Here is a 26,732-nt window from a genome sequence, read left to right as displayed (position 1 = left end):
CGCCATCATTGCAGCTGTTGGCGCAAACGTGACTTCCTATTGCAGCAGCGATGCATAAGTAACGTTGTATGCGCCCGCCCTTGTTCTCACTTCTGACGATGCTCGTCCTTCCGCATCAAGCGGTAAGCCAGTCTTACGACAATCTGGCCCGCGTCGAGGTATTGCCCGGCTGGCGGACGGACACGAACGATCACGTTGCGGCTTTGCAAATCACACTCAAACCAGGTTGGATCACCTACTGGCGCGCTCCGGGTGATGCTGGCATCCCACCTCATATGACTTTCACCGGATCGCGCGAGATTGAAAGCGTCACACCGCTATGGCCGACCCCTCAGGTCTTGGGTGACTATGGTATGATCTCCATTGGATATATGAACGGCGTGACGGTTCCGCTGTCTATTGATCTCTCTCCGGATGCTGGTGTCGCCGAAATTGCGGGTGAAATCACGATCGGCGTTTGCGAAGAAATTTGCATTCCGGTCACAGTTGCTTTTGAAAGTCTCCTCCCACTCGATGGCAATCCTGATGCGGCAATTACGGCGGCTCTGGCGTCTCAGCCTGTCGGAGCAGCGGAGGCAGGTGTGCAGGACGTGACATGTCAGGTGTCGCCGTCACAAGATGGTCTGCAACTGAATGCAGCGATTGCAATGACCGGTCTCAATGGTGGGGAACATGTTGTAATCGAGACGCAAGACCCCAGTATTTGGGTCTCCGAAGCTGTGGTTACGCAGCATGGAAATACGCTCTCAGCCAAAGTAGACCTCATGCACCCATCGGGCGAGCCTTTCGGGCTGCAACGTGATGGTATTCGTATCACAGTCATTGGCGAGGGCCGTGCAATTGATATCCAAGGGTGTCGGGCGGGTTAAGTGCGCAGTCGGCGCATTCCCGTCAACAATGCTGTCACGAGATAAATCGCGAAAAGCCACGCGATGAGGCCAATGACAAAGAGGCCGAATGCCGGGGCGAATCCTGCTCCAACAAATGGGAAGACTGCTGCAACCTGCGGCAAGGGGCTACCGGTCAGAATAATCGGAGCAAGTCCGGCCCCGAAAAGTGCCAGGGCGCCAAGAACGCCAAGTCCGGCAGGTGCAAACATCTTCCAGTTCCGCCCGCGCAGTGCTCGTTTCGCTGATTGAACCTGTTTTGCCACGTCCGCCTGCATCGCCATGATGGACGGCACCACAAGCAAAACCAAAACCATCCCGAAGCCCAATCCAAAGACAAGCGTGACAACGGTTGGTTTTAGGAATTCCGCCTGCGTCGATCCTTCGTAAAGCAACGGCAGCAAACCAAGAACGGTTGTCATCGTCGTCAGCATGACGGGCCGCAGGCGGTCAACCGCCCCGTCGATAATGGCTGGCACCAGACCGCGGTCTTTGGCGTAATCATCCACAGTGGTCACCAGAACGATACTGTCATTGATGATAATGCCGACCATGCCGATCAGTCCAACCACGGTGAACATACTCATCGGGATGCCCCAGACATAGTGACCGTAGATTGTACCAACCAAAGCAAAGGGGATGATGGACATGACGACCACGGGGCGTGTCCAACTGCTGAATATCCATGAAAGGGTCAGATAGATACCCAACAGCACAAGGATGAGACCAGTCCGGGCATCATCGAGGAATCGTCGCTCTTGTTCACTTTGTCCCGACAGGTAAGTTTCCACGGCAAAGTCGCTCTCGATCTGCGGCAGAATGGTGTCGTTGATAATGCCTTGAATTTCTATTGCGCGTGCTGCGTCCTCGTCATCAAGGTCTCCGAGAACGGCAATGAGTTGAATACCGTTTTCCCTCAATACGGTCGAAAAGCCCGTCCGGCTTTGCACGGTCACCACATCTGCCAAGGGGACATACACGCCAGTCGGCGTGCGGATCTGGGTCCGATCCAAAAAGTCCGCAGAAAGCTCATCCTCGGGCAATTCCACGCGGATCGTGGCAGACCGCGCACCATCAGGAAAACTCGCAGCCTCGATGCCGCCAAGACGGTTGCGCAAGACGCGGCCCAAACCGTCGATATTCAGACCGAGCGCCTCGCCTTGGGGCGTCAATTCCAGAATGAGTTCTTCCTTGTCATAGGAAAGCGTGTCTTCGAGCCCGGAGACCTCTGGGAATTGCGCGAGGGCCGTTTTCAGCGCTTCAGCTGCAGCTTTGAGCGTTTCGCTATCTGCACCGAACATCTGAATATCAAGGCTGTCGCCACCCGGACCTGATCCCCAACTGCGAAAGCTGACTGTTTCGGCCATTGGGTGCTGAACGATTGCCTCTTGCAGAGCCGCCACAAACGCAAAGCTCGTGTAAGGTCGGCTGTCAGCATCAATAAGTTCAATGGTGATCGAACCAAGCTGATCAGGTTCTTTCGTGTCCGACCCGGCAATGGCGCGGCCCGAATTGCCCCCGATCTCGGCAACGACGAACTTCAGTGGGTTGGCGCCGTACTCGGCTTCATACTCTGCCCCAAGTGCCTCTGTCGCCCGTTGCATTTCCCGCATCATCTCAATCGTGTCAGATCGCGTGGCTCCGGGAAGCATTGCGAAATTGCCAGTCACCTGACTTTGCTCCGGCGCATTGAAGAAGCGCCAGTTGACGTCGCCTTTGATGAAAAGTGTCACCTGGCTGGCCAGCAGGACCACCGCCCCGGCGACGACCGGATAGCGCGCTTTGATCACCAAACCCATGAACGGGCGAAAAAGCCTCTCTTTGACCCAGTCAAATCCACGGTTCACCGTGCGTGATGGCCAATCATACCAATGCTCTTTGGCAGAGTGCCGCATGGAGTGAGCAAGATGGTTCGGCAAAATCAGGAAGCATTCGACGAGCGAAGCGGCAAGCACCACGATCACGGTAAACGGAATATCAGCAATCAGATCACCGAACCGGCCACCGATGGCGACCAGACCAAAGAACGCGATGATCGTTGTCAGTGTGGCAGAGAATACGGGGCTGAACATGCGTTTGGCAGCTCGTTCTGCGGCGACTGTAGGGTCCTCTCGCAAGTGTCTGACGCGCCAGTCTGCATGTTCGCCAACCACAATGGCATCATCCACCACAATGCCGAGCGTGATAATCAGCGCAAACAGCGAGATCATATTGATCGTAATGCCCACCGCATACATCAGTGCGATTGCTGCGAGCATTGCAGCCGGAATGCCGAATGCCACCCAAAATGCGGTTCGCGCATTGAGGAAAAGAAATAGCAGCCCCACGACCAGCATCAGCCCCGTCAGTCCGTTGTCGAGGAGGATGTTGAGGCGACCTGTGATCAGTTCAGCGCGCCCGTTGGTCAATTGAATTTCCACACCTTCTGGCAACGATGCGGTGAGCTCGCGGGCAACATCTTCAACGGTTTGCTGCATTCCAATCGCATCGCCTTGCGCAGAACGCTGAACACGCACCTTGATCGCCGGGTTCTCGCCAACGAAGTAGGCGCGCTCGCGGTCGGTCCCCTCGACACGGACAGTTGCGACGTCAGCAATCGTCAGTTGCGATCCATCCGCATTGGAGCGAAGGACGATGGCACCGATGTCGTCGGCACTCCGCTTTGCGACACCGGTCCTGATGCGTGCGTTGCCTGAAACATCTCCGGCGGGATCAGCGGCGGCCTCTTCACCAATCCGCGCCGCAATATCCGCAAGGCCGATGTCATATTGGATCAGAGACAATGAAGGCACTTCGACAATTGTCGAAGGCGCGGCCACGCCTTGCACAAAGACCTGTGTGACGCCTTCAGCGAAAAGCCGGGTCGAGAGCTCATCGGCAAAACGCGCGAGTTGATCGACACTGACCGGCCCACTGATGACAACATCCGTGACGCGATCAGACCATCCACCGCGGCGCACGGTGGGTTCGTCAGCATCAACCGGCAACGACACCGCATTATCCAATGCAAGCTGCACATCTTCAGCGGCACGATCAATGTCGTAGCCCGGCTCAAATTCAAGGCGGATGGCCGCGCGTCCCTCGCGGGATGTGGATGATGATGATGTGACGCCCTCTACCGCCAACAAAACCGGGTCCAGCACCTGGACGATCGCCTCATCAACATCCTCTGCGCCAGCGCCCGACCAGGTAACGGACACAGTGAGATCGTCGACAACAACATCGGGAAAGAACTGCGCCCGCATATTAGGAAAAGCGAAGAGACCGGCGACAAGCATGATCACCAAAAGCAGGTTTGCCGCCGTCCGGTGACGCGTGAAGTATGACAGGATGCCGCCTGCACCTGCACTCAGTCGTTCACCGCCCGTCGCCATCAGCTACCCATCCGGCTTTCGAGCCGGGCTACCGTTTCTGAGCTGACCTCGTCGGCTTCCAACTGGCTGATTATCCGCGCCTTTACGTCGTCCGGCATCCGCCCTTCGCTGACAAATGCGATCAACCGGGCACGGCGGTCTGCATCGAGCGTGATCATTTCCGGCGCAGCCTCAGTCTGCACACCACCCGGTTGGATCGGGCGCACCTTGATGCCGACGCCCAGCAGAGGCGAACGTTCTGCCACGATGGTTTGCCCCGCGACGGCGCCCACATCGATGATTACATCGTCTCCTTGACGGCGCAAAAGCTGAACCTGCGCTTCGCTCAAGCGGTCGTCTTCACCGACAATCAGCACTGTCTCGTCAGGTGCCACCGCTGTCGCGGGCACAAGCGCTACGCCGTCCAATGCAGGCTCGGCGATCTGCACCGTTACGAAGTCTCCGGGACGAAATCCTGCAGCATCATCAAGGCTGGCAAAGAGAAGACGGCCGGTTTGTCCGCTTCCAACCGTGGCACCCTCGCGCGTAATCGTTCCTGTCGCGCGCAAGTCCACGCCGGATACATCAAGGCTGACCTCGACGGGCGCATTCAGAAGCTCACCCTGATTGAGGAGCCGCGCATATTGTGCCGTCGAGACGCGAAAGGAGACTTCCAGCGCATCTGGATCAACGAGTTGTGCGAAGCGCTCATTCGCGGTCACACGCCCGCCAGGCGAGATCGAGACCTCTGCCAATGTGCCATCGAAGGCCGCAGTTACTTCGGTCTCGGCCAGGTCGCGCTCTGCCTCAGCCAAACCAATTTCGGCTCTCGCCAATCGCGTCTGTGCCTGATCAATGCGCGCCTGCGCAGAGGCCAGACCCTGACGGCGGGCCAGGACCGTTGCATCAGCGGACGAGGCCGCGAGTTCTGCTGTTTCAACCGCAGCAGTAGTGCCGACGCCGCGTGTTTCGAGGTCACGCGCACGGACCAACGCTTGTGCCCGGAGGTCGGCCTGCGCGCGTGCGGCTGCAAGTTCATCAGCAGCCAAAGTCACGGCCCGCTCAGCGTCGCGCAATTCAGCCTCTGCATCTTGCAAGTCAGCGGACGCGCGATCCCGCGCAGCTTCTGCCTGTGCAGGATCGATCTTCAGAAGCAGTTGACCGCTTGTGACTGTGCCACCCTCAACCAGGTCAGGGCTTGCCTCAAGTACAATGCCACCTGTCGCACTTCTGAGGTCCAGGGTGCGTAGGCTTCGCAACTCACCGAACACCGTCAATTCGGGGATCAGTCTTTGCGGTTCCAACGTGATCACATTGACGGCAATGACGCGCTCTCGCTGGGGAAAGCTCCGCGGTTCTTCATTCATCCGCGCGACAATTGCACCGCGCACCATTTCACCCGCCCAAGCGACAAGCGCCAGAGTGACCGCAAGCAGGAAAACACCTGTAAGGCTGCGACGCAGGAAGCGCATGAAGAAACCCTTTTGACGACTAGCTGAGAATTAGCCTGCCGGACATTGCTTTCCACTTCTACGCAAAAAGCCGTTACTTCCGGCGTAGATGCTCATCAAGACGCGGCATGATCTCGACGAAGTTGCAGGGCCGATGCCTGTAATCAAGCTGTTTGGATAGAATTTCGTCCCAGGCGTCTTTGCAGGCTCCGGGCGAACCGGGCAACGCAAAGAGATATGTCCCAAGCGCCACGCCGGCAGTCGCGCGGCTTTGCACGGCGCTCGTCCCGATCTTTTGCATGCTCACAATAGTGAAGATGGTTCCGAACGCATCAATCTCTTTTTCGTAGACATCACGGTGCGCTTCAACCGACACATCACGGCCCGTGAGGCCGGTCCCCCCGGTAGAAATAATGACATCGACGCTTTGATCAGCACACCACGTCCGCAACTGTCCTGCGATCTGGTCGCGTTCATCGGGGAGTATCATGCGATCGGCGACGGTATGCCCTGCCCCAGCGATCCGATCGACAAGGGTTTGGCCCGATTTGTCATCGTCTAGGGACCGCGTGTCGCTCACAGTCAGGACAGCGATCCGAACGGGCACAAAGTCTTTGGTTTCGTCAATGCGGCTCATGGTGTCCTCAAAGGCAGGGGTTTGAAACAGGCAAACGCGGCACAGACAGCATGCCGTTGATCTCTTCAGCGCTTTGCGGCGCAAAGATACGATCCGCCAGATCGGTCACCAGATCAATATTCGCGCAAAAGGGACGGGTCGTCGCGATCTGGGAGGCAACAAGCGCCTCGAACCTGTCCGTGACTGTCTGACGATCTGCGCCATCGACGTTTGCCGCATAGAAATCGAGCACTCTTGTGCGGTAATCCGTCTGAATAGCAAGTTGTTCGTCGGGCAATGTGACCTCGCAGGCAAGCACAGCACTTTCGATGGTTGCAAGGATACTGACAAAGCATCCGACGGCACCCTCGCCGCTTTCATCCAATCCCGTGTAAGGATTCGCCTCAAGACGGTCGTAAAGGATCGTCACATCACCAACGCGTAGGATCTGTCGGCTTTCTGACACGTCTTCGACAGCGCCTGCCTCGCGCGCAAAAATTCCCTCGTAATCGATCAGATCGAGCGGGTCTGCAAAGGCTGGGGCAGCAGCAAAAGCGGCCACCAAAAGAAATCGGCGCATCAGGTCTCCTTTACATCACGCAAACGGGCCTGCAGTGACAACAGGTCAGACCACGCCTCCCGCTTGGCGATTGGGTTTCTAAGCAGATAGGCAGGATGGAACATGGGCAAACACGGCTTTCCCAAGACTTCATGCCATTGCCCACGCATCCGCGTGATCCCTGTCCGCCCCAAAAGCGCCTGACAGGGTGTGTTGCCCATCAGCACAACAATATCGGGATCGGCCAACGTGATATGCCGTTCAAGGAATGGCAGCATCATGGCGATCTCGGCAGCGTCAGGTGTTCGGTTTGAGGGTGGGCGCCATGGCAAAACATTCGTGATGTAAAGTCCCTGTGCCGCCTCGGACTTCGTGCGTCCGATCCCGATTGCATCGAACATCTTGTCGAGCAATTGGCCGGCGCGGCCGACAAAAGGACGACCGGCACGATCTTCTTCTCGCCCGGGCGCCTCGCCGACAATCATCACTCGGGCAGCTGCGTCCCCGTCACAGAAAACGAAACTGCGCGCGCCACGTTTGAGCTCGCAATGATCAAAGGCCTCCATCGCTGTCGCCAATGAGGCAAGGTCTTGCACCATTGCAGCGGCCTCACGCGCAACCAGGACGGCGTTGACGGCTTCTTTGACGGGCAGCTCTGGCGGCATTGGGGTATCGGCCACTGCAGGCGCTGGTTTCGATGCAGCTTTCACGGGTTCCAGCGCGTAGCGATTCACTGGCGCATCAAGGATTGCGTCCGTTGCACCAAGCTCGATTTGCCACTCCAGCAAGGCGCGGTCACGCCAGTATGTATTGCCCGATTCCATCGTCTGGCACCTTAAGCCCATCGTTCAAGAATGTGCACTCCCTCCGGCATTGAAGCATCATCCCCTGCCGCATATAAGGGCGCGAACCGTCTCAATGAGGGCCAAATGACATTCCGTGCCAGACATCTCCTTGGAATAGAGCATCTCCACCCGACGGAAATCACGGCACTTCTCGATCTCGCTGACAGCTACGCTGATCATAATCGCAAGGGTATCGCCCACCGCGACGTTCTTTCAGGCATGACGCAGATCAATATGTTTTTTGAAAACTCGACGCGCACGCAAGCCAGCTTTGAACTTGCCGGAAAGCGTTTGGGCGCTGATGTGATGAATATGGGAATGCAGGCGTCATCAATCAAAAAGGGGGAAACCCTGATTGATACAGCACTCACGCTCAATGCGATGCGGCCAGACCTGCTGGTTGTCCGTCATCCACATTCCGGCGCAGTTGACCTGCTTTCACAGAAAGTGAACTGCGCAGTGCTTAACGCAGGCGACGGCAAACACGAGCACCCGACACAGGCCTTGCTTGATGCGCTGACAATCCGGCGGGCCAAAGGCCGGCTGCATCGCTTGTCGATCGCGATTTGCGGCGATATCGCCCATAGCCGGGTCGCGCGCTCAAACATCATGCTCCTTGGCAAGATGGAGAACCGGATCCGTCTGATCGCACCCGCCACATTGATGCCATCGGGCATGGATGAATTCGGCGTCGAGGTTTTCGAGAATATGGAGGAAGGCCTCAAAGACGTCGATGTTGTCATGATGCTGCGCCTCCAGAAAGAGCGCATGGACGGCGGCTTCATTCCGTCGGAACGCGAGTATTTTCACCGCTATGGTCTGAATGCGGAAAAGCTCGCCCACGCAAAAGAAGATGCAATCGTGATGCACCCGGGGCCGATGAACCGCGGGGTCGAAATCGACGGCACAATTGCAGATGACATCAACCGCAGTGTGATTCAGGAACAGGTCGAGATGGGTGTTGCTGTCCGGATGGCAGCCATGGATCTCTTGGCGCGTAATCTGCGACAGGCACGCGGTCCCAAGGAGGTAATGGTCTGATGCCACTCACAATTCCAGCCAACGATCATGGACAGATCAGGGTTTTTGCGACGGAAATGGATCTTCCAGAGGAAGCAATCTCAAAGACCGAAGCAGGGATGATTGCGCTCTTTGGTGTCGCATTGAACCCCGATTTTGTTGACGTGGTCAAAATCGCTGATCTGGGCGGTATGTCTCTGACGCGCTATATCGCCGAGGGCTATGATATGGCCCCTGACCTCGTGGATGCGGCGGTGGTGGACCAGATCAAGGGAACAGCGGTGCTTGTCCTTTCGCGGGCAACCGGCGGTGCCGAAACAGAACTTCACCCCGGATTTGGCCTGCGGCATATCACAACATATCGCCCGGCACCTGACATGGTTGCACATGACCCGCTGCCTGCGAAAAGCGCCCAAGGTACGCTGGAGGGCCCCAAGACAAAGCCTGCGAAGTCGAATGCGCGGATGAGCGGTATGGTCGCAATGTATGCGCTTTTGGCGATGTTTGCGCTTGTTGGCCTCATCATCCTCGTGGCCGGCTGAATGGGTAGTTTCGTAAAGGACCTCGTTGCATGACCGCGACCCTCTTCACCAATGCGCGCCTGATTGACCCTGTCGCCCTGACAGACGGTGAAGGTGCGATCCTCGTGCGTGACGGCAAGATTGCCGAGATATTCGAAGACGCCAATCCAGCGGCCTCTGATGCAACAGTCATTGATTGCCAAGGTCTCTGCCTTGCACCCGGCATTATCGATATCGGCGTAAAAGTTTCCGAACCCGGGGAGCGGCACAAGGAAAGCTTCCGCTCGGCGGGACGCGCTGCTGCTGCAGGTGGCGTCACGACAATCGTGACACGGCCAGACACGCTGCCTGCTATCGACACCCCTGAAACACTCGAGTTTGTCGAACGCCGCGCACAGGCTGATGCGCCCGTACATGTCCTGCCGATGGCCGCACTGACCAAAGGTCGGCAGGGGCGCGAGATGACAGAGATCGGTTTCCTGCAGGACGCAGGCGCTGTCGCTTTCACCGACTGCGACAGTGTGGTCACCAACACCAAGGTTTACGCGCGCGCCTTGACATACGCGCGTTCCCTCGACGCGCTGGTCATTGGCCATGTGCAGGAACCCCTTCTGTCCGACGGTGCAGCTGTCACGTCTGGCAAGTTCGCATCACTCAGAGGATTGCCCGCTGTCAGCCCGATGGCGGAACGCATGGGCCTCGACCGCGATATCAGTCTTCTTGAGATGACGGGTGCACGCTACCACGTCGATCAGATCACCACGGCAAGGGCTCTTCCGGCGCTCGAACGGGCCAAACGCAACGGTCTGCGCATCACCGCCGGTGTCGGCGTGCATCACCTGACGCTGAATGAACTGGATGTTGCCGACTACAGGACTTTCTTCAAACTCAAGCCACCGCTGCGGAGCGAAGAGGATCGCCTTGCGGTGGTGCAAGCTGTCGCAGAAGGGCTGATCGATATCATCTGTTCAATGCACACACCGCAGGATGAGGAAAGCAAACGGCTTCCTTTTGAAGAGGCGGCAAGTGGCGCAGTTGGATTGGAAACGCTGCTACCTGCAGCCTTGCGGCTCTACCATGCCGAGATGATCGATTTGCCGCGGCTTTTCAGGGCGCTTGCGCTGAACCCCGCGCGGCTCTTAGGGCTTGGCGGCGGGCGACTGTCGGAAGGTGCACCCGCTGACCTGATCCTCTTCGATCCCGATGCACCCTTCCAGCTCGACCGCACGTCCTTGCTCTCGAAATCGAAAAACACCCCTTTCGACGGGGCGCGCTTGCAAGGTAAGGTCATCGGAACCTGGGTTGATGGTGCAAAAGTCTGGGGTGCGAAGTGATGCCGGTCATCGAAAATTCCATGGCTATTCTGGCGTTATGGGCGTCGTTTGGTTATCTGATCGGGTCTGTTTCCGGCGGGATGATCGTTGCGAGGCTGATGAACCTTGGCAATCTGCGCGAGATCGGTTCGGGCAACATTGGCGCCACGAACGTCTTGCGCACCGGCAACAAAAAGGCTGCCGCTGTCACGCTTGTTTTTGATGCCGGAAAGGGTGCGGTTGTCGTGTTGCTGGCGCGTGCGTTTGCCGGCGAGGACGCGGCACAAATCGCTGCCTTCACAGCGTTTCTCGGGCACTGTTTTCCCGTCTGGCTGGGCTTTAAGGGCGGTAAAGGTGTGGCAACCTATCTGGGCATCCTTTGGGCATTGGCATGGCCTACCGGCGCTGTCGCCTGTCTGATCTGGCTGGTTGTTGCACTCCTCACGCGCTTTTCATCTCTTGCCGCGCTGGTCTCTGCCGGCGCGATGCCAGTCCTGATGCCGCTTCTTGGATATACAAATATGGTCACTCTGGCCGTGCTTTTGGCCGCGCTTCTCTACTGGCGGCACTGGGGCAATATTCAGCGGTTGCGGGCAGGAACAGAAAGCAAGATCGGCACGAAAAGCTGACAGACGGTCGTCATTATCGGCCCGTAAATATCCCCGCCGGAGGCATCGGACCTCAGCAGCATCACTTTGGTCAGTAGCTGTATTCCGCGTAAATGCGCTTCAGATCGCCATCCCAGTCAGTCTTGTAGTGTCGCAAAAGCTCGTCGGCAGGCGTTTCACCCGTTTCGATGCTTTCTTTCAGCGCGTTAAGGAAATGCGTTTCATTGGGCACCAAGCCGCCAGCACCGGGGCGAGCGCGATTGACAAGACCGGTATCCGCAATTGCCACGACCTCACGGGCGAGATCATGCATCTTGATGCCGTCAACTTCGGCTTGCAGCCCATCGACCGAAGCCGCCACGCGCAAGGCGTCACGCTGTTCAGCAGTCCAGCCTTTGCAGAGGTCCCACGCAGCATCGAGGGCCGTCTGGTCGTACATCAATCCGGTCCAGAACGCAGGCAGAGCGCAAAGACGCCGCCAGGGACCACCATCAGCGCCGCGCATTTCGATAAACTGCTTGACGCGGGCTTCGGGGAATACGGTTGTCAGGTGATCGGCCCAGTCAGAAAGAAGGGGTTTCTCGCCAGGCAGCGCAGGTAATTCGCCTTTCAGGAAATCGCGGAAAGACATGCCCAGCGCATCAATATATTTCCCATCGCGATAGACAAAATACATCGGCACATCGAGAACCCACTCCACCCAAGCCTCAAATCCGAAACCGTCTTCAAATACAAAAGGGAGCATACCTGTCCGGGCATCATCAAGGGACCGCCAAATCCGGCTGCGCCATGACTTGTGACCGTTGATCTTGCCCTCAAAGAACGGCGAGTTGGCAAACAATGCGACAGCAACCGGTTGCAGCGCCAGCGCCACACGCATTTTCTGAACCATGTCAGCCTCTGACCCGAAGTCGAGGTTGACCTGCACCGTACATGTCCGCCGCATCATCGCCGTTCCCATGGTGCCCACTTTTTCCATGTAGTTGTTCATCAATTTGTAGCGGCCCTTGGGCATCAGCGGCATTTGCTCATGCGTCCATTCCGGGGCTGCACCCAAACCGATAAACTTGACGCCGATGTCGTCAGAAACCGCTTTCACTTCGGCAAGGTGGGTGTTCACCTCGTCGCAGGTCTGGTGGATCGTTTCAAGCGGCGCACCCGAAAGCTCAAGCGCCCCTCCCGGTTCAAGGCTGACATTTGCACCGTCTTTCTTGAGACCGATGATTTTGCCTTCTTCTTCGATCCGGTCCCAACCGAACCGGCTTTCGAGACCTTCAAGCACCGCTTTGATCGAACGCTCGCCCTCATAGGGGAGCGGGAGCAGCGAATCCTGACAGTAGCCAAATTTTTCGTGCTCGGTACCGATCCGCCAATCCTCTTTCGGCTTGCAGCCCTTTTCCAAAAGCTCGGCCAGCTGGCTGTAGTCTTCGATAGGCGCGCCGCCGGACTGTGGGATCGACATGGAAAGTTACTCCGCAGAAGTCATAAGACGTTATCGGTGACCTGCCCGACTGCAGGTGTCAATGCAAGAGTGGCTTATTGCGTTGCCATACCGTCACACGCGCATCAGGTGTGCGTGAAAGCACGTCAAGCACGGCTTCCGTTTTTATGTCTGGCAACGCAGCAAACACATCAAAGAGCTCTTCAGCACCTTTGGCATTAACCGGAATTGCCAGTCTTTGGCCTCCGACGCCGCTCAAGATCCAGCTGGGCATCGGATGGCTTGTTGGATCAAGTTGCAGCACGGTCAGATCATCGACATCCATCACGCCACCGTCGAGCGGGCCAAAATATGCAAAGCGACGTTCTCGGATTTGCACCACGCCTGGTCCGCCGTCACCTTGCCTAAATCGCGCACGCTGGGCACCACCCAATGCCCAGATCACACCGACCGCCACCATGATCCACCCGATCCAACCCAGGATGCCAAAGCGGGTCAGCCCCCAGTAAAGGCCAAGCGAGGCCACACCAGCCCCCGCGATCACATCGCGAAACCGCCAAAGCTGCGCCTTGGCCTCAGGGCGCAGGAAATCAGCCACAGGGCACCTGAGGCGTCTCGTAGACAAGGACCGCGTAATCGCCCGCGCGCCTGAACCCAACGGCCTCGTAAGCGCGTGAGGCGTTGTCTGACGCTGCAAACAAGACACTCATCTGCGCGCCTTTGACCCGCGCTTCGCGCAAATGCATTGCAACAGCGCGTCGTGCATAGCCACGACACCGCAGATCAGGGGGTGTGTACACGCCGCCGATCTGAACCGCTTCGTCCATGACAGCATTGAAACCTGTCATCGCAACAGGTGCTCCGTCACTGAGCAAGATACGGTGGGACTCTCCCTGCATATACATCGCGATATCAGCTTCCGCCTTTGTCTGAGGATCTTCACCTGGGATCGGCATCACTTCTTCGATGTAGGCACGCCGCCAGCTCACAGCAATGTCGCGGTGGGTTGCACCAATCGGAATAAGCGCAAATCCCGCAATGTCAGGCAGTACCAGATCGCTCAAAGGCAATGTGAAAAGTGGATCGACCGTATCTAATGCCTTGGCATCCGGGTTCAATTGCAAGAAACGCCTGAGCACCGCGACCTGACCCGCTTCTCCGAGCATTCCCTTCACTGTTTGCCCAGCCAGCACGACCGCGGCCTCGCCCCATGGGCCGCTAGGACACTGGGGAAATACCATGCCTTCTTGGCTCACGCCCAAGGCATCTGTGATCTTTCCATCCCTGAACGACAGCCAAAACCGCATTGCTCGGGGATGACCCCCTGCCATCCCGTAGCGGCGTAGGTTGGAAAGCTGAAACATCGACGTGGTGATGCGAGAGGTCAGGAACGCTTCGATCGCCTCTTGATCTTCAGGCGTTGCCTCGATCACGTCCAATCCCCCAACGCCTGTTGCCAGACAGTCAAGGCTGCCACCGCCGCCGTATCGGCACGCAAAATACGTGGACCAAGGCTGACGGGATGCGCAAAGGGCAAACCGCGCAGCATCTCGCGCTCAGCAGGCGAGAACCCACCCTCCGGCCCGATCAGGATCGCCCATGGCCCCCGCAAGTCAGGTAAGGCCACCGGATCACCGATCAGCAATTCATCGCAAAACATGACTTGCCGGTCGGCAGGCCAATCTTTCAGCACGGCAGAGAGCTTGGCCAGATCATCCACCGGCGGCACAAATGTTCCGCCACATTGTTCGGCCGCCTCGACCGCATGGGCCTGCAGTTTGTCCTGCCGGACACGGTTTACAGACTGGGTAAAATCGGTCTGCACAGGCATGACCTTTGCCGCACCCATTTCCACCGCCTTCTCGACGATGAAGGCCGTGCGTTCCTTACGGATCGGCGCAAAAAGAAACCACAGGTCAGGCGGCAATTGCAGAGGCGCAGTCTGCGCCTGACACAGTAAGATTCCACCCTTCTTGCCCGCCTTTTCAACGCTTGCATCCCATTCGCCATCGCGGGAATTGATCAGCGAAATCACATCGCCCTCGCCGAGCCGCATTACCCCAAAGAGGTAATGCGCCTGTTCGCGCGTCAGCGGAACAGATTGCCCTTCCCCCAATGGGTGCTCTACATAAAGCCGAACCTTGGATGCCATGAAGCGGACCATATGACCGAAGATCACGAAGGGCCAGATCAGATCGGCAGTGTCGCCGATGCCCCGCCGGACAATTGGGTGGACCGTTATGCTCCGGCAGCCACACGCGGCTATCTGCGCCTGAGCCGGGCGGACAGGCCGATCGGAACATGGCTGCTCTATGTGCCGTGTCTCTGGGGTTTGTCACTGGCGATCCTTGCAACCGACAGCTACAGCCAACACGACCTTTGGACGATTGTCGGCTGCGGCATTGGTGCGTTCCTGATGCGAGGTGCAGGGTGCACATGGAACGACATCACAGATCGCGAATTCGACGGGGCCGTCGCGAGAACCCGCTCACGGCCGATACCTTCAGGACAGGTGAGTGTGCGCGGTGCCGTGCTTTGGATGATCATCCAGGCGCTGCTCGCCTTCCTGATCCTGATCACATTCTACCCGACAGCCATCGCTTTGGGTGTGCTGGCTTTGCTTCCAGTCGCAATCTACCCTTTTGCCAAGCGGTTCACATGGTGGCCGCAGGTCTTTCTTGGCATAGCCTTTAACTGGGGCGCGCTACTGGCTTGGGCGGCCCATACCAACAGCATCGGACCTGTTCCCATCGTGCTCTATATGGCGGGGATCGCCTGGACTTTGTTCTATGACACGATCTACGCCCATCAGGATGCTGAGGATGACGCACTGATCGGAATCAAATCAACCGCACGACTGTTTGGCGATGAATCGCGTAAATGGCTACGGTTGTTCCTGACGCTGACAATCCTGCTTTTCGGGCTTGCGGTTGTTCTGGCCGCGCATGACAGGTCGGTCTTGTCGCTCGTCATCGCAATCGGCGGACCTTGGGCGCTTGGTTGGCATCTGACGTGGCAACTGGGCCGGTTTGATCCGGACGACGGTAGGAGCCTTCTGAAAATCTTCCGTTCAAACCGCGACGCCGGCCTCATCCCTTTGCCATTTTTTGCCGTGGCTATGCTGGTCTGATTGAACCTTTCACACCTTCGTCCTATGGAGTGCGTGAACTGACACCGGAGCACTATGCGCATCTCTGCTTTATTTCTTCGTGTAATTGTCTTTGCGGCAGCCGGGGCGCTCGCCTTTGTCTCAGCCCAGTCTTTGGTCCAGCAGGTCGAAGAACGCTCTGTTGAAGCGGTGCAAGAAACGCTTGTCGATCAAGGCTATACTTGGGCCAATGTGCTTGGCGACGGCCTGCAAGTCATCCTCGAAGGCGATGCCCCGACAGAGGCCTTACGCTTTCGCGCCATGTCGGCTGCGGGAACAATGGTGGACGCAAGCCGTGTCATCGACAACCTGACAGTCCTCGATTCGGAACAGATCGCACCCCCTGAATTTTCCATCGAAATCCTTCGCAATGACGCAGGTGTTTCCCTGATCGGCCTCATTCCCGCTTCAACTGATCGTGAGGCCTTGGCCGCCCGTATCACTGACATCGCGGATGGTGGAACGGTCACGGACCTTCTTGAAGTCGGAAACTACCCGGCCCCGCAAAACTGGCGCGTGGCCCTGAATTACGCGTTGCGTGCACTTGAGACCCTCAACAAGTCCAAAATTTCGGTCAATGCGGAACGCGTGATCGTCGATGCGATTGCCGATAGCATCGAAGAACGCCGCCGACTGGAAACAGCGCTTGCACGCAACACCCCCGAAGGTGTTCGCCTAGCGATTGATATCAGGGCGCCACGACCAGTGATTTCTCCGTTCACGACGCGGTTCATCGTTGACGAAGATGGTGCGCGGTTTGATGCCTGCGCCGTTGATACGCCTGAGGCGCTCGACGCCATCATGGAAGCCGCCTCTGCTGCCGGGTTCCAGAACCGTGCCCCTTGCGTGTTCGCGCTCGGGGCGCCGTCGCGGCAATGGGGCGAGGCGGTTGCACTGTCCATTGATACCCTGCGACGCGTTGGTGGCGGAACAGTGACGATCTCCGATACGGACGTAACGCTCGTCGCACGCGAAGGTGCTGATCAGGGCGGTTTTGACAATGCGGTCGGGCGTTTGGAAAACGATCTGCCCGATGCCTTCGCGCTGCGCGCCGAACTGCCCGTCGCGCAAGAGGCCGATGGCGATGAGACCCCGTCATTTACGGCCACCCTCAGCCCAGAAGGCATGGTGCAGCTCCGTGGACGCATTCCCGATGATGTCACAAATACCGTGGTTGAGAACTTCGCGCAGGCAAAATTCGGGCAAGACAACATCACGATGGGCACACGCCTGACAGAAGGTTTGCCAAGCAACTGGTCGGTCCGCGTTCTTGCAGGTGTCGAAGCTCTGTCTGCCCTTTCCAATGGCGTGGTCTCAGTCGAGCCGACCAGCTTCTCTGTGCGTGGCAATACTGGAAACCCGGACGCAAGCGCGGAGGTCGCGCGCCTTCTGATCCAGAAGCTGGGACAGGCCGCAGATTTTGACATCGACATCACGTATGTCGAAGAACTTGATCCGATTGCCAGCTTGCCGACGCCGGAGGAATGCATCGGCCGCATCAATGCCGTCAAAGACGCCAACAAAATCCTTTTCGATCCAGGTTCAGCGCAGCTTACCGCCGCAACGCAGCCAGTCGTAGATGCGATTGCAGAGATCCTGCGCGAGTGTGGCGACCTGCCAATCCGCGTGTCTGGCTATACGGACAGCCAGGGCCGCGAAGAAATGAACCAACAACTGTCTCAGGCCCGTGCCGATGCGGTGCTGACCGCCCTGCGCGCGCGTCGCGTTCCGGTTGGCACATTTGAATCCGTAGGCTTTGGCGAACAGGATCCCATCGCCTCAAATGACACCGAAGAGGGCCGCGAGGCGAACCGCCGCATCGAATTCAGCTTGATCACTGAAGTCGAAGATGGCGAAGAGACCTCTGAAACTGAAACCGACACCGAAGCCGAAAGCGACTAGGGCAGACCCATGAACCGATCAGAATTTATCCTCGCGACGGCAGTCATTCTCTTTGTCGCTTTCATGCTGGGCTGGTTTGCAAGCTGGCTGGTGAACCGCTTTACCCGTGTGACCAAGGCTGAAATCGGCGAACTTGATCGCATGGCGCAAGCCCTGCACGAGGCAGAGGAAACACGCGATCAAGCCATCACGTATCTGCAACAGCGCGAGGCGGAAATCACAAACCAGCTTGCACAGACAGAGGCGGAATTGCGGGCGGCGATGGATGGTCTGCGTGAAGCACGGCAGGACGCAGAGGAACTGCGTGCCAAATACGAGGCCTAGTGCTTATCGGCTAGGGGCGCGGCGCAGCCGCGCGCCGAAGCCGGTCGTTGATCGCAAGCCCCAATCCTTTGTCAGGGATCGGTGCAACTGCGATTGCCCTAGCGCCCATTTCGTCCAGACGATGTAGCAACGCAAAAAGGTTTGCTGCCGCCTCCGTGAGATCGCCAGCCTCAGAAAGATTGAGGTCTGCTTCCATCGGCCCAAAACCCAAAAATATTTCATCGTCCCTTTGCGAGGTCACATTCAGCCTGACGCTTCCTTGGGGTGCGTAGTGCGACTCAAGCTGTCCTGGCGAGACCGGTCTTTCAGGGTCGTCGCTCACGACAAGCGGTTGCCCGAGACAGGCCTCAATCGCTTCGACCGGGATACCGCCCGCACGCAGAAGGGCTGGCGCACCCACACAGGACACGATTGTCGACTCAACACCAACGGCGCAGTTGCCGCCATCGACGACCGCATCGATCCGCGAGCCCAAACCTGCCTGAACATGCCCCGCTTGCGTCGGGCTCACCCGCCCGGACGGGTTCGCCGACGGTGCTGCAACCGGGCCGCCGAACCTGTCGAGCAGTCCGGTCGCCACCGGATGATCCGGGACGCGGACGGCCAGCGTTTCAAGTCCGGCAGTGACCAGTTTGGAAATACCTGCATCTGCCTTCAACGGAAGCACCAAGGTCAGCGCGCCAGGCCAAAAAGCGCCTGCGAGGCGCAAGGCTGCATCGTTGAACGTCACGAAGCGCTGTGCGGCCACCGAGTCTGCAACATGCACGATCAACGGATTGAAACTGGGCCGGCCTTTAGCTGCATAAATTGCGGCGACCGCGCGATCATTCCGCGCATCTGCCCCAAGTCCGTAAACCGTTTCCGTCGGAAACGAAACAAGCCCACCATCACGCAGAATCACGGCGGCCTCAACCAGTCCCGCATCGTCGGGTCGTAGCGTTCTCATCGCATCCTGGCTCATGACGTGGCGTTTCAGTTGATGGGTAGGCCATGGCAGGTAGTTTGGCCCGTGTTCACAGTTGCATAGCCCTCGGACCGTGCTTTGCCAAGCAATCGGTCCACTTGGAGTAAACCAAATGCCTTACCGCGCACCCGTCAGCGATTTCCAGTTTTTGCTAGACCATGTGGTCGGCTTCAGCGACGTCACCGCGACCGAGCGTTTTGCCGAAGCAACACCAGACATGACGCAGGCGATTCTGACGGAAGCCGGAAAAATGTGCGAAGAGGTTCTCGCGCCCCTCAACCGGCAAGGAGACTTGCATCCCGCGTATCTCGACAACGGTGTTGTGCGCACCTCACCCGGTTTTGCTGACGGTTACCGCGCAATCGCAGAGGGCGGATGGATCGGCATGTCTGCCAGCCAAGAGGTCGGTGGACTTGGTTTGCCAATGTCGCTGACCACGACGGTCAACGAAATGATCGCAAGCGCGTGTCTGTCACTGCAACTCAGCCCGTTGATGACCCAAGGCCAGATTGAGGCATTGGAGCACCACGCCTCTGACGAGATCAAGGATCTGTACATCCCCAAGATGGTCTCTGGCGAATGGAACGGCACGATGAACCTGACCGAGCCTCAGGCGGGATCAGATGTCGGTGCCTTGCGCACAAAAGCCGAACCGAACGGTGACGGGACCTACAGTATCACCGGCCAGAAGATTTACATCAGCTGGGCCGACAACGATTTCACAGAAAACGTATGTCATCTGGTTCTCGCCCGCCTCCCCGATGGCGTTGCAGGCACGAAAGGCATCAGCCTTTTTATGGTACCGAAACTGATCCCCGATGCCGACGGAAACCCCGGCGAACGCAACAGCCTGCGCGTTGTCAGCCTTGAGCACAAAATGGGTCTGCACGGCTCACCGACTGCTGTGATGGAATACGCGGGCGCCAAAGGCTGGCTCGTTGGCGCAGAGCATGGCGGCATGGCTGCAATGTTTACGATGATGAACAACGCGCGGCTTGGGGTGGCAGCACAGGGCGTCGGGGTTGCCGAAGGTGCCTACCAGCACGCCTTGGCATACGCACAGGATCGCAAACAAGGGCGCGCGGGCGGCAGCGGCACGATTATCGAACATGCAGATGTTCGCCGGATGCTGACGACCATGAAGGCCGACACCTACGCGGCACGCGCGATTTGCCTGATGAATGCGGTTGCTATCGACATGGCACTTGCCACTGGCGATGCCGTCTGGGAGGCGCGTGCCGCTTTCCTGACGCCGATCTCAAAGGCATTCGGCTCTGACGTGGGCTGCGAAGTCTCCGCAACGGGGATTCAGGTTCACGGTGGTATGGGTTTCATTGAAGAAACCGGTGCCGCCCAATACGCCCGTGACGTGCGTGTTGCCACGATCTACGAAGGCACAAACGGCATTCAGGCAATGGATCTGGTCGCGCGCAAATTGATGGACGGCGGCGAGGCCGCGTTCCGCCTTCTCGATGAAATCGAACAGGGCGCTGATGCTGCCAAGGCGACGCACCCTGAATTGGCCGGTGCGGTCTGGCAATCAGCAGAGAACCTGCGCGAGACGACAGAGTGGCTTGTCGCGCAACAGGATCTGAACGAACGGTTTGCCGGTGCCGTGCCGTTCCTGCGTGCCTTTGCCCGCGTTCTGGGTGGTTATGTCTATCTCAAAAGCGCACTGGCAGGCGATGCATCACGCCAGCGCCTCGCGACCTTCTACATCAAACGGATGTTGCCTGAGCACACCGGTCTTCTGGCCCATGTCCGAGAAGGCGCAGGGGACTTGATGTCAATTACCGCGGATGATTTAGCGGCCTGATGAAAGATCAGATTAAGGGCATCCGCTACCCGTTCCCGGATGCGCCCGGCAGCAGCGAAGCGATCGAAGTGGCAAGCGGTATCCTTTGGATGCGGTTGCCACTTCCAATGGCGCTTGATCATGTGAATGTCTATGCACTCGATGACGGCGAGAGCTGGACGGTGATCGACACAGGCTTTGCATCGAAAACCTCCAAACGCATCTGGCAGGCACTGCTTGACGGGCCGCTCGCTGGCAAACCAGTTGGCCGCGTGGTCGTCACGCACCATCACCCTGATCACGTGGGTCTGGCTGGCTGGTTCATGCAAAACGGCGCCAGCCTTGCGATGCCACGCACAGGTTGGCTCATGGCCCGGATGCTGACGCTTGATGTGCAAGAGGCGCCAAACGCCGAGGCCATAACGTTTTATACGCATGCTGGCATGGACCCTGCCGAGCTTGAAAAACGGCGAACGGAGCGCCCCTTCAACTTTGCTGATTGCGTCGCGCCACTCCCGTTGGGTTACACACGTCTTGTCGAGGGCGACACCATCAAAATGGGCGGACGCACTTGGGACATCCGCATGGGCAATGGTCACGCGCCGGAACATGCGACCTTCTGGAGCCGCGACGACAATCTTGTCATTGGCGGCGATCAGCTCTTGCCGTCGATCAGCCCAAACCTGGGTGTTTACCCAACCGAGCCCGACGCTGATCCTGTGAGCGACTGGATCGCGTCATGCGAGAAATTCTGCACTTTCGCAGATGACCAGCAACTGATCCTACCGGGACACAAACTGCCCTTTACCGGACTTCCCACGCGGCTGCGGCAATTGATCGAAAACCATGAGGGCGCGCTCGCGCGACTGCTCGACCATCTTTCAGAACCGCAAGCCGCAGGAGATTGTTTTCTGCCGCTCTTTAAACGGAACATCGGTCGCGGGGAGTACGGTTTGGCATTGGTCGAGGCTGTCGCGCACCTGAACCACCTTCATCAGGCAGGGCTGGTCACACGCACATTGCGTGAAAACGGTGCCTATGTCTTTCAACGTATTTAGGCAGGGTGTTCTTACGCGGCGCGCGCCGCCGTCAAAGGGCAAAGCTCGAAACCCTCCGGCGTGACCTTGCACAGCGTGTCCGGCGGCACGGCGGTCCATCGCTGGGCCATTCCGCAAAGTGGCTCTGATGCGACAGCACGGCCACCATGTTCCAGCACCTCAGACACGTAGAGCGTTGGCGCGGGCCCAGTTGAGGCATGCCTGAAGCCATAGAGCGTTTCACCATCAGAGAACACGCACGTCAGCTTGATCGGTCCTTCATCACCTGCTGTTCCGATCTGATCTAGCGTCAACGCCAGCGCGTGCTCCGGATCAGCTTCTAGCCCGTTTGCCAGAAGCGTCAGAAAAATCATCTCGCTATCGGTGGTCCCGCGCATCTGTTCAAACAGATGTTCCGGCAGCGCGGCCATCAGACGACGGCGGATCACCCTGAAATGCGGGATCTGGCCATTGTGGCAGAATGACCATCGACCATAGGCAAAGGGATGGCAATTCACCCGCGTGGTCTCTCCCACGGTCGAGGCCCGGATATGCGCAATAAAGAGCGGTGAACGTACCATTCGGCAGAGGTTGATCAGGTTGTCATCCGCCCAGGCAGGCAGCACATCGCGATAAAGGCCCAGCGCCCCGCGATCATCATACCAGCTGATGCCGAAGCCGTCGCCGTTGACTGCCAGTTTGGCCTCGGTCGCATGCTGGCTCTGCTCCAGCAACGAATGCACTGGACGGACAACGATGTTTTCAAGCGGGATAGCAGGGCCCGCATAGGCGGCGATACGGCACATATCAGTGGCGCGCGTCCATCTTGGCGACCATCCGGCGCAGGATACGGCTGACGGTGGTTTCACAAGCAGCAGGAATAATCGCGTGCACGAGCGCGGCCAATCCAGCGACCGTCAACCAGAATGCAAATGTCAAAGCAAAGCGCATATGCTGAAAGTATGTCTCATCCACTGTCGCAGGATGATCGGTGAACAGGCTGGCGAAAACTGATTTTGCTGCGGGTGTGTGCGTTGAATCGGACATGAGTGGCTCCCTTACTGGTTTGGATCAACATATCCCAAGTCGCCACAACAAATGTCTCAAATGATATTGCCATAAGATACAATTTTGGGATAATTTCTCATGCATGACCGAAAATATAGACGATATAGACCGCAAAATCCTTAGCATCTTGCAAAAAGATGCCAGCCTCTCGGTCGATGACGTGAGTGCCACCGTCAATCTTTCACGAAACGCCTGCTGGCGGCGGATCAAAGCTCTGGAAGAGCGCGGGGTGATAAGAGGGCGGGTCGCCCTCGTCGACGCGGCAAGTGTCGGCGTTCCGCTGACAGCGATGGTGCTGATCCGGACCAGCAAGCATGATGATATCTGGATGAAGGACTTTCAGTCAGCACTGCAACTTTTCCCCGAGGTCGTGGGTGCTTACCGCATGACAGGGGACCTTGATTACGTGCTGCGGGTCCGCGTCGCGGATGTTCCTGCCTATGACGCATTTTACAAACGCCTGACATCACGGATATCAGTCTCGGATATCTCGGCCAGTTTCGTTATGGAAGAGATCAAGGAAACAACCGCGGTGCCACTATGACAGATGACAAGATGACGATCGACACGTCAGCCGAGCTGATGGAGAACGACGCGCTGCCTCAAACGCGCGAAGTCCACACCGACCCGAACGCAAAACCTGTCACGCAAGGCCAACTGCCGCGCGCACTGGCTGAACCCGCTACCAAAAAAAGCCCCGCGCAATGGGCATATGAGCGCATTATCCTTTACATCCAGAACTTTGAAAAACAGCTCGACAACGACCATGAGGTCGGGATGGGGCTGACCGGCAGCGACACCGGTGTCATCAGGATCGAAGGCTTGGGCTACTATGATCCTGACATCATCACCTATTACGGGACCAATCAGTCAGGTGCAAAAACGCAGTTGATCCAGCATGTCAGCCAGTTGAATGTCTCGCTGGTTGCCAGCCCAAAGCATATTGACCAGCCGGAACCCAAGCGGATCGGCTTCCAGCTCGCCACGGCACTGGATCGCAGCGAAGATGTGACCTCCTGACCGCGTGACAAGGCTATATGAATCGTCTAAGGGTTCCGAAATTCTCACTTTGAGGGAGCAATGAGATGGCTGAGCACAAGCACGGCGAAATGGATATCACAACGCAGGAAAAGACCTTCGCTGGTTTCATGAGCATGACCACAAAGGCGACCATCGGTATTCTGGTGTTTCTCGTTTTTCTGGCTCTGATCGCGGCCTAAAAGCAGCCTTGCAGCGCCGCAACTTTCTTATTGGACTGCCACTGGCCCTTGCGGGCTGTGGCGCGCAAGAGGTCTGGGCGCCCGACGATGTGGTCGCACGGGCGATCTATCGCGAACCCGGCCGGTCTTATCTGACGCTTTATACGATGAAGAATGTGGGCTCCGGCAACGGGGCGCACACAGCCTTGCTGATCAATGCAAGCCAACGTGTGATGTTTGATCCGGCAGGATCATGGAGCCAGTCGATCATGCCGGAACGCAATGACGTTCTTTTCGGTGTGACCCCGCAGCTTGAGCGGCTCTATATCAGTTTTCATGCACGCGTGAGCTACTATGTCATCGGACAGACCATCGAGGTCCGCCCGGAGGTTGCCGAACAAGCACTCAACCTCGCTCTGGTCTCTGGCCCCGTGGCACAGGCCAACTGCGCGCGCGTGACGTCCCGCCTGCTGCGGCAGCTTCCCGGTTTCGGCAGCATCCGCCAGACCTGGGGGCCGAACCGTCTGTCAGACGATTTTGGTAAATTGCCCGGTGTCACAAGCGAGGAGTACCGCGAATTTGACGCTGACGACAAAACCATCGCGGCACGCGAGATTTCGGAAATGCTCAGAGAAGGGCAGTGACGCCCATCAATCCGTAAAGCGTCACAGCGCCACCGAAAATCGCCCACAAAACGTTGCGCGTCCAAATGCCGACCAGAACGGTCGCAATGGCCGCCGATGCGCGAACAGGATCAAAAATACCACCTGTTGCGGCTGGCCAGATCACCAACGGCGCCACCATCCCAGGCAACACGGCAACCGGCGTATAGCGCAACAGGCGCAAGACAAATGGCGGCATGGGCCGGTCACCGATCAGACCCAGAAAGGAAAACCGGATCAGAAAGGTCCCGATCCCCATCACGATGATGATCGTCCAGATTTCGGCTGCGGTGTAGGTCATGACGTGCGCCTTTCCTGCCAGATTTCCACCAAAGCACCGGTCAGCATGGCCGCGCCCGCCGCGATCAAAAGGCCAGTTCCGGCAGGCATGTTCACCAGCGCAATTCCCACACTGACCGAAACCGCGGCGGCCGCAACATGCGCCAGCGACTTCATCATCGGTGCGACCATCGCAAGGAACATGATCGGCATAATGAAATCGAGCGCCCAAGCGTCCGGAATGGCCTGCCCTGCAACGATCCCAACGAATGTCATGCCGAACCAGAAAGGGGTGATCGGTGTCGCCACCCCGAAAAAGTATTGCACCCGCTCCGCGACACTCATCTCGGGCCTTGCCTCATAGCGCGCGATCGATGTGATGTAGGTCTGGTCGAAGTTGAGATAGGCCACACAGGCGCGCTTCCACAGCGGCGCCGCACCCAGGTAAGGCACCAGTGACGCCGAATACATCGCCATCCGTAGATTCACTGCCAGCGCTGCCAATAGGACGAAGGCAATACTCGCATTCTCGACCATCAACTGGATCGCCGCGAACTGTGCGGCACCGGCAATCACAAGGATTGTGAAGCCCATCGCCTGCGCCAGAGTGAGGCCTGCATCGGTGGCAATGACACCGAAAAGGGTCGCGAATGGCACAGCCATGAGCAGGAAAGGCGTTCCGTCGCGCACACCTGCCCAATAGGCGGATTTTGCTGGTCGTTTCGCTGTGGAAACCGTCATTGCTTTGCCCTAGCCTGAGACCGTTGCCTCAGGCTTTACGCAAATGGAGAAAGAAAGACAATTGGCGCGGATCGACGACACTTCTGCTTATCTCATCGCGCCGTCTCCACATGCGTCAAGGCTGACACGCGGTGTTCAGGGCACCGATCAGGACGGCAAGACAGTCGCCTTGAATGTGGTGGAAGAACGCCCGCTGACGATCTACCTCAATGCTCAGGAAATCGTGACAGCCATGACAATTGGTGATTATCCAGAGTATCTCGCTCTGGGTTTCCTGCGCAATCAGGGCATGCTGAAGGCTGGCGACGATATTACTGGTGTCGATTACGACGAAGAAATCGAGACCGTCGTGGTCAGAACGAAAACCCACACCACATTTGAAGAAAAGCTGAAGAAAAAGACACGCACTAGCGGGTGCGCCGTCGGCACAGTTTTCGGTGACATGATGGAGGGGCTTGAGGGGATCACCCTTCCTGCGACATCCGTCAGAACCTCTGATCTTTACAAATTGGCCGCCACTATCAACCGCACACCCTCGCTCTATCTTGAGGCTGGCGCGATCCATGGCACCGTTCTGTGCCAACAGGACCGCCCGCTCGTCTACATGGAAGATGTTGGCCGGCATAACGCCGTGGACAAGATTGCAGGCTGGATGCTTTCTGAAAAGGTACCGGCCGATGACAAGGTTCTCTACACCACCGGACGGCTGACCTCGGAGATGGTGATCAAAACATCAATGATGGGGATCCCTGTATTGGCCTCCAGATCAGGTTTTACCGCTTGGGGGGTCGAGATCGCGCAGCAGGTCGGTTTGACGCTGATCGGGCGCATGAAGGGCCAGCGATTTGTCTGCCTCTCCGGTGAGGATCGCCTGATCCGCGATGCGGACCCGTCAAAAATCGCCGATGACCCGCGCAAGTCGGGTCGGAAAGGGGCGGCACAATGATCCCATCATTTTGCCGAAAATACTCCCGCCGGAGGCTCCTGTCGGACCAACTG

At 57.8% G+C, this 26,732-nt stretch carries 29 protein-coding genes; 15 read left to right on the top strand and 14 right to left on the bottom strand.

The window, feature by feature from the left end; genetic code table 11:
- Nucleotides 1-68 precede the first annotated feature (68 nt).
- Nucleotides 69-869 (top strand): protein-disulfide reductase DsbD domain-containing protein, encoded by an 801-nt coding sequence (locus tag BM316_RS00645; protein ID WP_090202677.1) that lies wholly within the window; start codon nt 69-71, stop codon nt 867-869.
- On the opposite strand, the gene BM316_RS00640 is transcribed toward BM316_RS00645, so the two are convergent.
- From BM316_RS00640 to BM316_RS00620, 5 genes are all read right to left on the bottom strand, one after another.
- Entirely contained in the window at nt 866-4,261 is a 3,396-nt protein-coding gene (locus BM316_RS00640) for an efflux RND transporter permease subunit (RefSeq protein WP_090202675.1), read from the bottom strand. The genes BM316_RS00645 and BM316_RS00640 overlap by 4 nt on opposite strands.
- The gene (locus BM316_RS00635) at nt 4,261-5,712 is read right to left on the bottom strand and encodes an efflux RND transporter periplasmic adaptor subunit (RefSeq protein ID WP_090202671.1); all 1,452 of its coding nucleotides are present in this window, start codon (nt 5,710-5,712) and stop codon (nt 4,261-4,263) included. The genes BM316_RS00640 and BM316_RS00635 overlap by 1 nt, the downstream gene beginning before the upstream one ends.
- Nucleotides 5,713-5,785: 73 nt before the next feature.
- The gene (gene moaB, locus BM316_RS00630) at nt 5,786-6,328 is read right to left on the bottom strand and encodes a molybdenum cofactor biosynthesis protein B (protein ID WP_090202668.1); all 543 of its coding nucleotides are present in this window, start codon (nt 6,326-6,328) and stop codon (nt 5,786-5,788) included.
- Nucleotides 6,329-6,335: 7 nt separating this feature from the next.
- Complete coding sequence (locus BM316_RS00625) at nt 6,336-6,887, bottom strand: hypothetical protein (protein WP_090202665.1); 552 nt, start codon at nt 6,885-6,887, stop codon at nt 6,336-6,338.
- Nucleotides 6,887-7,690, bottom strand: coding sequence for a uracil-DNA glycosylase (locus tag BM316_RS00620; RefSeq protein ID WP_090202662.1), 804 nt, complete (start codon nt 7,688-7,690; stop codon nt 6,887-6,889). Before BM316_RS00620 ends, BM316_RS00625 begins: the two co-directional genes overlap by 1 nt.
- A 105-nt stretch (nt 7,691-7,795) precedes the next feature.
- Between BM316_RS00620 and BM316_RS00615 the strand changes: the two genes are divergently transcribed.
- Genes BM316_RS00615 through plsY form a run of 4 tightly spaced genes read left to right on the top strand, consistent with a single transcriptional unit; the run spans nt 7,796 to nt 11,194 of the window.
- Nucleotides 7,796-8,752, top strand: a complete 957-nt coding sequence (locus BM316_RS00615) for an aspartate carbamoyltransferase catalytic subunit (protein WP_090207294.1) — start codon at nt 7,796-7,798, stop codon at nt 8,750-8,752.
- Complete coding sequence (locus BM316_RS00610) at nt 8,752-9,273, top strand: hypothetical protein (protein ID WP_090202659.1); 522 nt, start codon at nt 8,752-8,754, stop codon at nt 9,271-9,273. The genes BM316_RS00615 and BM316_RS00610 overlap by 1 nt, the downstream gene beginning before the upstream one ends.
- Before the next feature lie 29 nt (nt 9,274-9,302).
- Entirely contained in the window at nt 9,303-10,586 is a 1,284-nt protein-coding gene (pyrC, locus tag BM316_RS00605) for a dihydroorotase (RefSeq protein ID WP_090202656.1), read from the top strand.
- Complete coding sequence (plsY, locus tag BM316_RS00600; RefSeq protein ID WP_090202653.1) at nt 10,586-11,194, top strand: glycerol-3-phosphate 1-O-acyltransferase PlsY; 609 nt, start codon at nt 10,586-10,588, stop codon at nt 11,192-11,194. The genes pyrC and plsY overlap by 1 nt, the downstream gene beginning before the upstream one ends.
- Nucleotides 11,195-11,264: 70 nt before the next feature.
- On the opposite strand, the gene BM316_RS00595 is transcribed toward plsY, so the two are convergent.
- The 4 genes from BM316_RS00595 to BM316_RS00580 are packed head-to-tail and all read right to left on the bottom strand — an operon-like array spanning nt 11,265 to nt 14,766.
- Nucleotides 11,265-12,635: a glutamate--cysteine ligase gene (locus BM316_RS00595; protein WP_090202651.1), complete on the bottom strand. Its 1,371-nt coding sequence runs from the start codon at nt 12,633-12,635 to the stop codon at nt 11,265-11,267.
- Nucleotides 12,636-12,693: 58 nt separating this feature from the next.
- A complete protein-coding gene (locus BM316_RS00590) occupies nt 12,694-13,212 on the bottom strand; it encodes a hypothetical protein (protein WP_090202648.1) in 519 nt (172 codons plus the stop codon).
- Nucleotides 13,205-14,047 carry a GNAT family N-acetyltransferase gene (locus tag BM316_RS00585; RefSeq protein ID WP_131802526.1) on the bottom strand — a complete coding sequence of 281 codons (843 nt, stop codon included), beginning with the start codon at nt 14,045-14,047 and terminating at the stop codon, nt 13,205-13,207. The genes BM316_RS00590 and BM316_RS00585 overlap by 8 nt, the downstream gene beginning before the upstream one ends.
- Nucleotides 14,044-14,766 (bottom strand): 16S rRNA (uracil(1498)-N(3))-methyltransferase, encoded by a 723-nt coding sequence (locus tag BM316_RS00580; RefSeq protein ID WP_090207291.1) that lies wholly within the window; start codon nt 14,764-14,766, stop codon nt 14,044-14,046. Before BM316_RS00580 ends, BM316_RS00585 begins: the two co-directional genes overlap by 4 nt.
- A gap of 12 nt (nt 14,767-14,778) precedes the next feature.
- Here BM316_RS00580 and ubiA point away from each other — a divergent pair, with 12 nt between their 5' ends.
- From ubiA to BM316_RS00565, 3 genes are read left to right on the top strand one after another with little or no spacing between them, the layout of a single operon-like run.
- Nucleotides 14,779-15,744, top strand: coding sequence for a 4-hydroxybenzoate octaprenyltransferase (gene ubiA, locus BM316_RS00575; RefSeq protein WP_090202644.1), 966 nt, complete (start codon nt 14,779-14,781; stop codon nt 15,742-15,744).
- Nucleotides 15,745-15,798: 54 nt separating this feature from the next.
- Nucleotides 15,799-17,664 carry an OmpA family protein gene (locus BM316_RS00570; RefSeq protein WP_090202641.1) on the top strand — a complete coding sequence of 622 codons (1,866 nt, stop codon included), beginning with the start codon at nt 15,799-15,801 and terminating at the stop codon, nt 17,662-17,664.
- Between the two features lie 9 nt (nt 17,665-17,673).
- Entirely contained in the window at nt 17,674-17,988 is a 315-nt protein-coding gene (locus BM316_RS00565) for a hypothetical protein (RefSeq protein WP_090202638.1), read from the top strand.
- Nucleotides 17,989-17,998: 10 nt separating this feature from the next.
- On the opposite strand, the gene BM316_RS00560 is transcribed toward BM316_RS00565, so the two are convergent.
- Nucleotides 17,999-18,934 (bottom strand): L-threonylcarbamoyladenylate synthase, encoded by a 936-nt coding sequence (locus BM316_RS00560; RefSeq protein ID WP_242649693.1) that lies wholly within the window; start codon nt 18,932-18,934, stop codon nt 17,999-18,001.
- Nucleotides 18,935-19,064: 130 nt separating this feature from the next.
- On the opposite strand from BM316_RS00560, the gene BM316_RS00555 reads away from it, so the two are divergent.
- Both BM316_RS00555 and BM316_RS00550 read left to right on the top strand, forming a co-directional pair.
- Nucleotides 19,065-20,768, top strand: coding sequence for an acyl-CoA dehydrogenase (locus BM316_RS00555; RefSeq protein WP_090202633.1), 1,704 nt, complete (start codon nt 19,065-19,067; stop codon nt 20,766-20,768).
- Complete coding sequence (locus tag BM316_RS00550; protein WP_090202628.1) at nt 20,768-21,805, top strand: MBL fold metallo-hydrolase; 1,038 nt, start codon at nt 20,768-20,770, stop codon at nt 21,803-21,805. The genes BM316_RS00555 and BM316_RS00550 overlap by 1 nt, the downstream gene beginning before the upstream one ends.
- An 11-nt stretch (nt 21,806-21,816) precedes the next feature.
- On the opposite strand, the gene BM316_RS00545 is transcribed toward BM316_RS00550, so the two are convergent.
- Both BM316_RS00545 and BM316_RS00540 read right to left on the bottom strand, forming a co-directional pair.
- Nucleotides 21,817-22,590, bottom strand: a complete 774-nt coding sequence (locus tag BM316_RS00545) for a class II glutamine amidotransferase (protein ID WP_090202625.1) — start codon at nt 22,588-22,590, stop codon at nt 21,817-21,819.
- Between the two features lies 1 nt (nt 22,591).
- Nucleotides 22,592-22,831, bottom strand: a complete 240-nt coding sequence (locus tag BM316_RS00540; RefSeq protein ID WP_090202622.1) for a DUF6356 family protein — start codon at nt 22,829-22,831, stop codon at nt 22,592-22,594.
- Between the two features lie 103 nt (nt 22,832-22,934).
- Between BM316_RS00540 and BM316_RS00535 the strand changes: the two genes are divergently transcribed.
- From BM316_RS00535 to BM316_RS00520, 4 genes are all read left to right on the top strand, one after another.
- On the top strand, nt 22,935-23,396 hold the full coding sequence (locus BM316_RS00535; RefSeq protein WP_090202620.1) for an Lrp/AsnC family transcriptional regulator: 462 nt from the start codon (nt 22,935-22,937) through the stop codon (nt 23,394-23,396).
- The gene (locus BM316_RS00530) at nt 23,393-23,872 is read left to right on the top strand and encodes a DUF6173 family protein (RefSeq protein WP_090202617.1); all 480 of its coding nucleotides are present in this window, start codon (nt 23,393-23,395) and stop codon (nt 23,870-23,872) included. Before BM316_RS00535 ends, BM316_RS00530 begins: the two co-directional genes overlap by 4 nt.
- Before the next feature lie 65 nt (nt 23,873-23,937).
- A complete protein-coding gene (locus BM316_RS00525) occupies nt 23,938-24,072 on the top strand; it encodes an aa3-type cytochrome c oxidase subunit IV (protein WP_090202614.1) in 135 nt (44 codons plus the stop codon).
- A gap of 8 nt (nt 24,073-24,080) precedes the next feature.
- Nucleotides 24,081-24,695, top strand: a complete 615-nt coding sequence (locus tag BM316_RS00520) for a hypothetical protein (protein ID WP_090202610.1) — start codon at nt 24,081-24,083, stop codon at nt 24,693-24,695.
- On the opposite strand, the gene BM316_RS00515 is transcribed toward BM316_RS00520, so the two are convergent.
- Together BM316_RS00515 and BM316_RS00510 are read right to left on the bottom strand one after the other, a co-directional pair.
- Entirely contained in the window at nt 24,679-25,014 is a 336-nt protein-coding gene (locus BM316_RS00515) for a branched-chain amino acid transport AzlD family protein (RefSeq protein WP_090202607.1), read from the bottom strand. The genes BM316_RS00520 and BM316_RS00515 overlap by 17 nt on opposite strands.
- Nucleotides 25,011-25,733 (bottom strand): AzlC family ABC transporter permease, encoded by a 723-nt coding sequence (locus tag BM316_RS00510; protein WP_090202604.1) that lies wholly within the window; start codon nt 25,731-25,733, stop codon nt 25,011-25,013. The genes BM316_RS00515 and BM316_RS00510 overlap by 4 nt, the downstream gene beginning before the upstream one ends.
- A 43-nt stretch (nt 25,734-25,776) precedes the next feature.
- Here BM316_RS00510 and BM316_RS00505 point away from each other — a divergent pair, with 43 nt between their 5' ends.
- Nucleotides 25,777-26,679, top strand: coding sequence for a formate dehydrogenase accessory sulfurtransferase FdhD (locus BM316_RS00505; protein ID WP_090202602.1), 903 nt, complete (start codon nt 25,777-25,779; stop codon nt 26,677-26,679).
- Nucleotides 26,680-26,732: the final 53 nt, after the last annotated feature.

Source organism: Yoonia litorea, from assembly GCF_900114675.1.
Classification (GTDB): Bacteria; Pseudomonadota; Alphaproteobacteria; order Rhodobacterales; family Rhodobacteraceae; genus Yoonia; species Yoonia litorea.
This window is presented reverse-complemented; position numbering and strand designations above follow the sequence as displayed.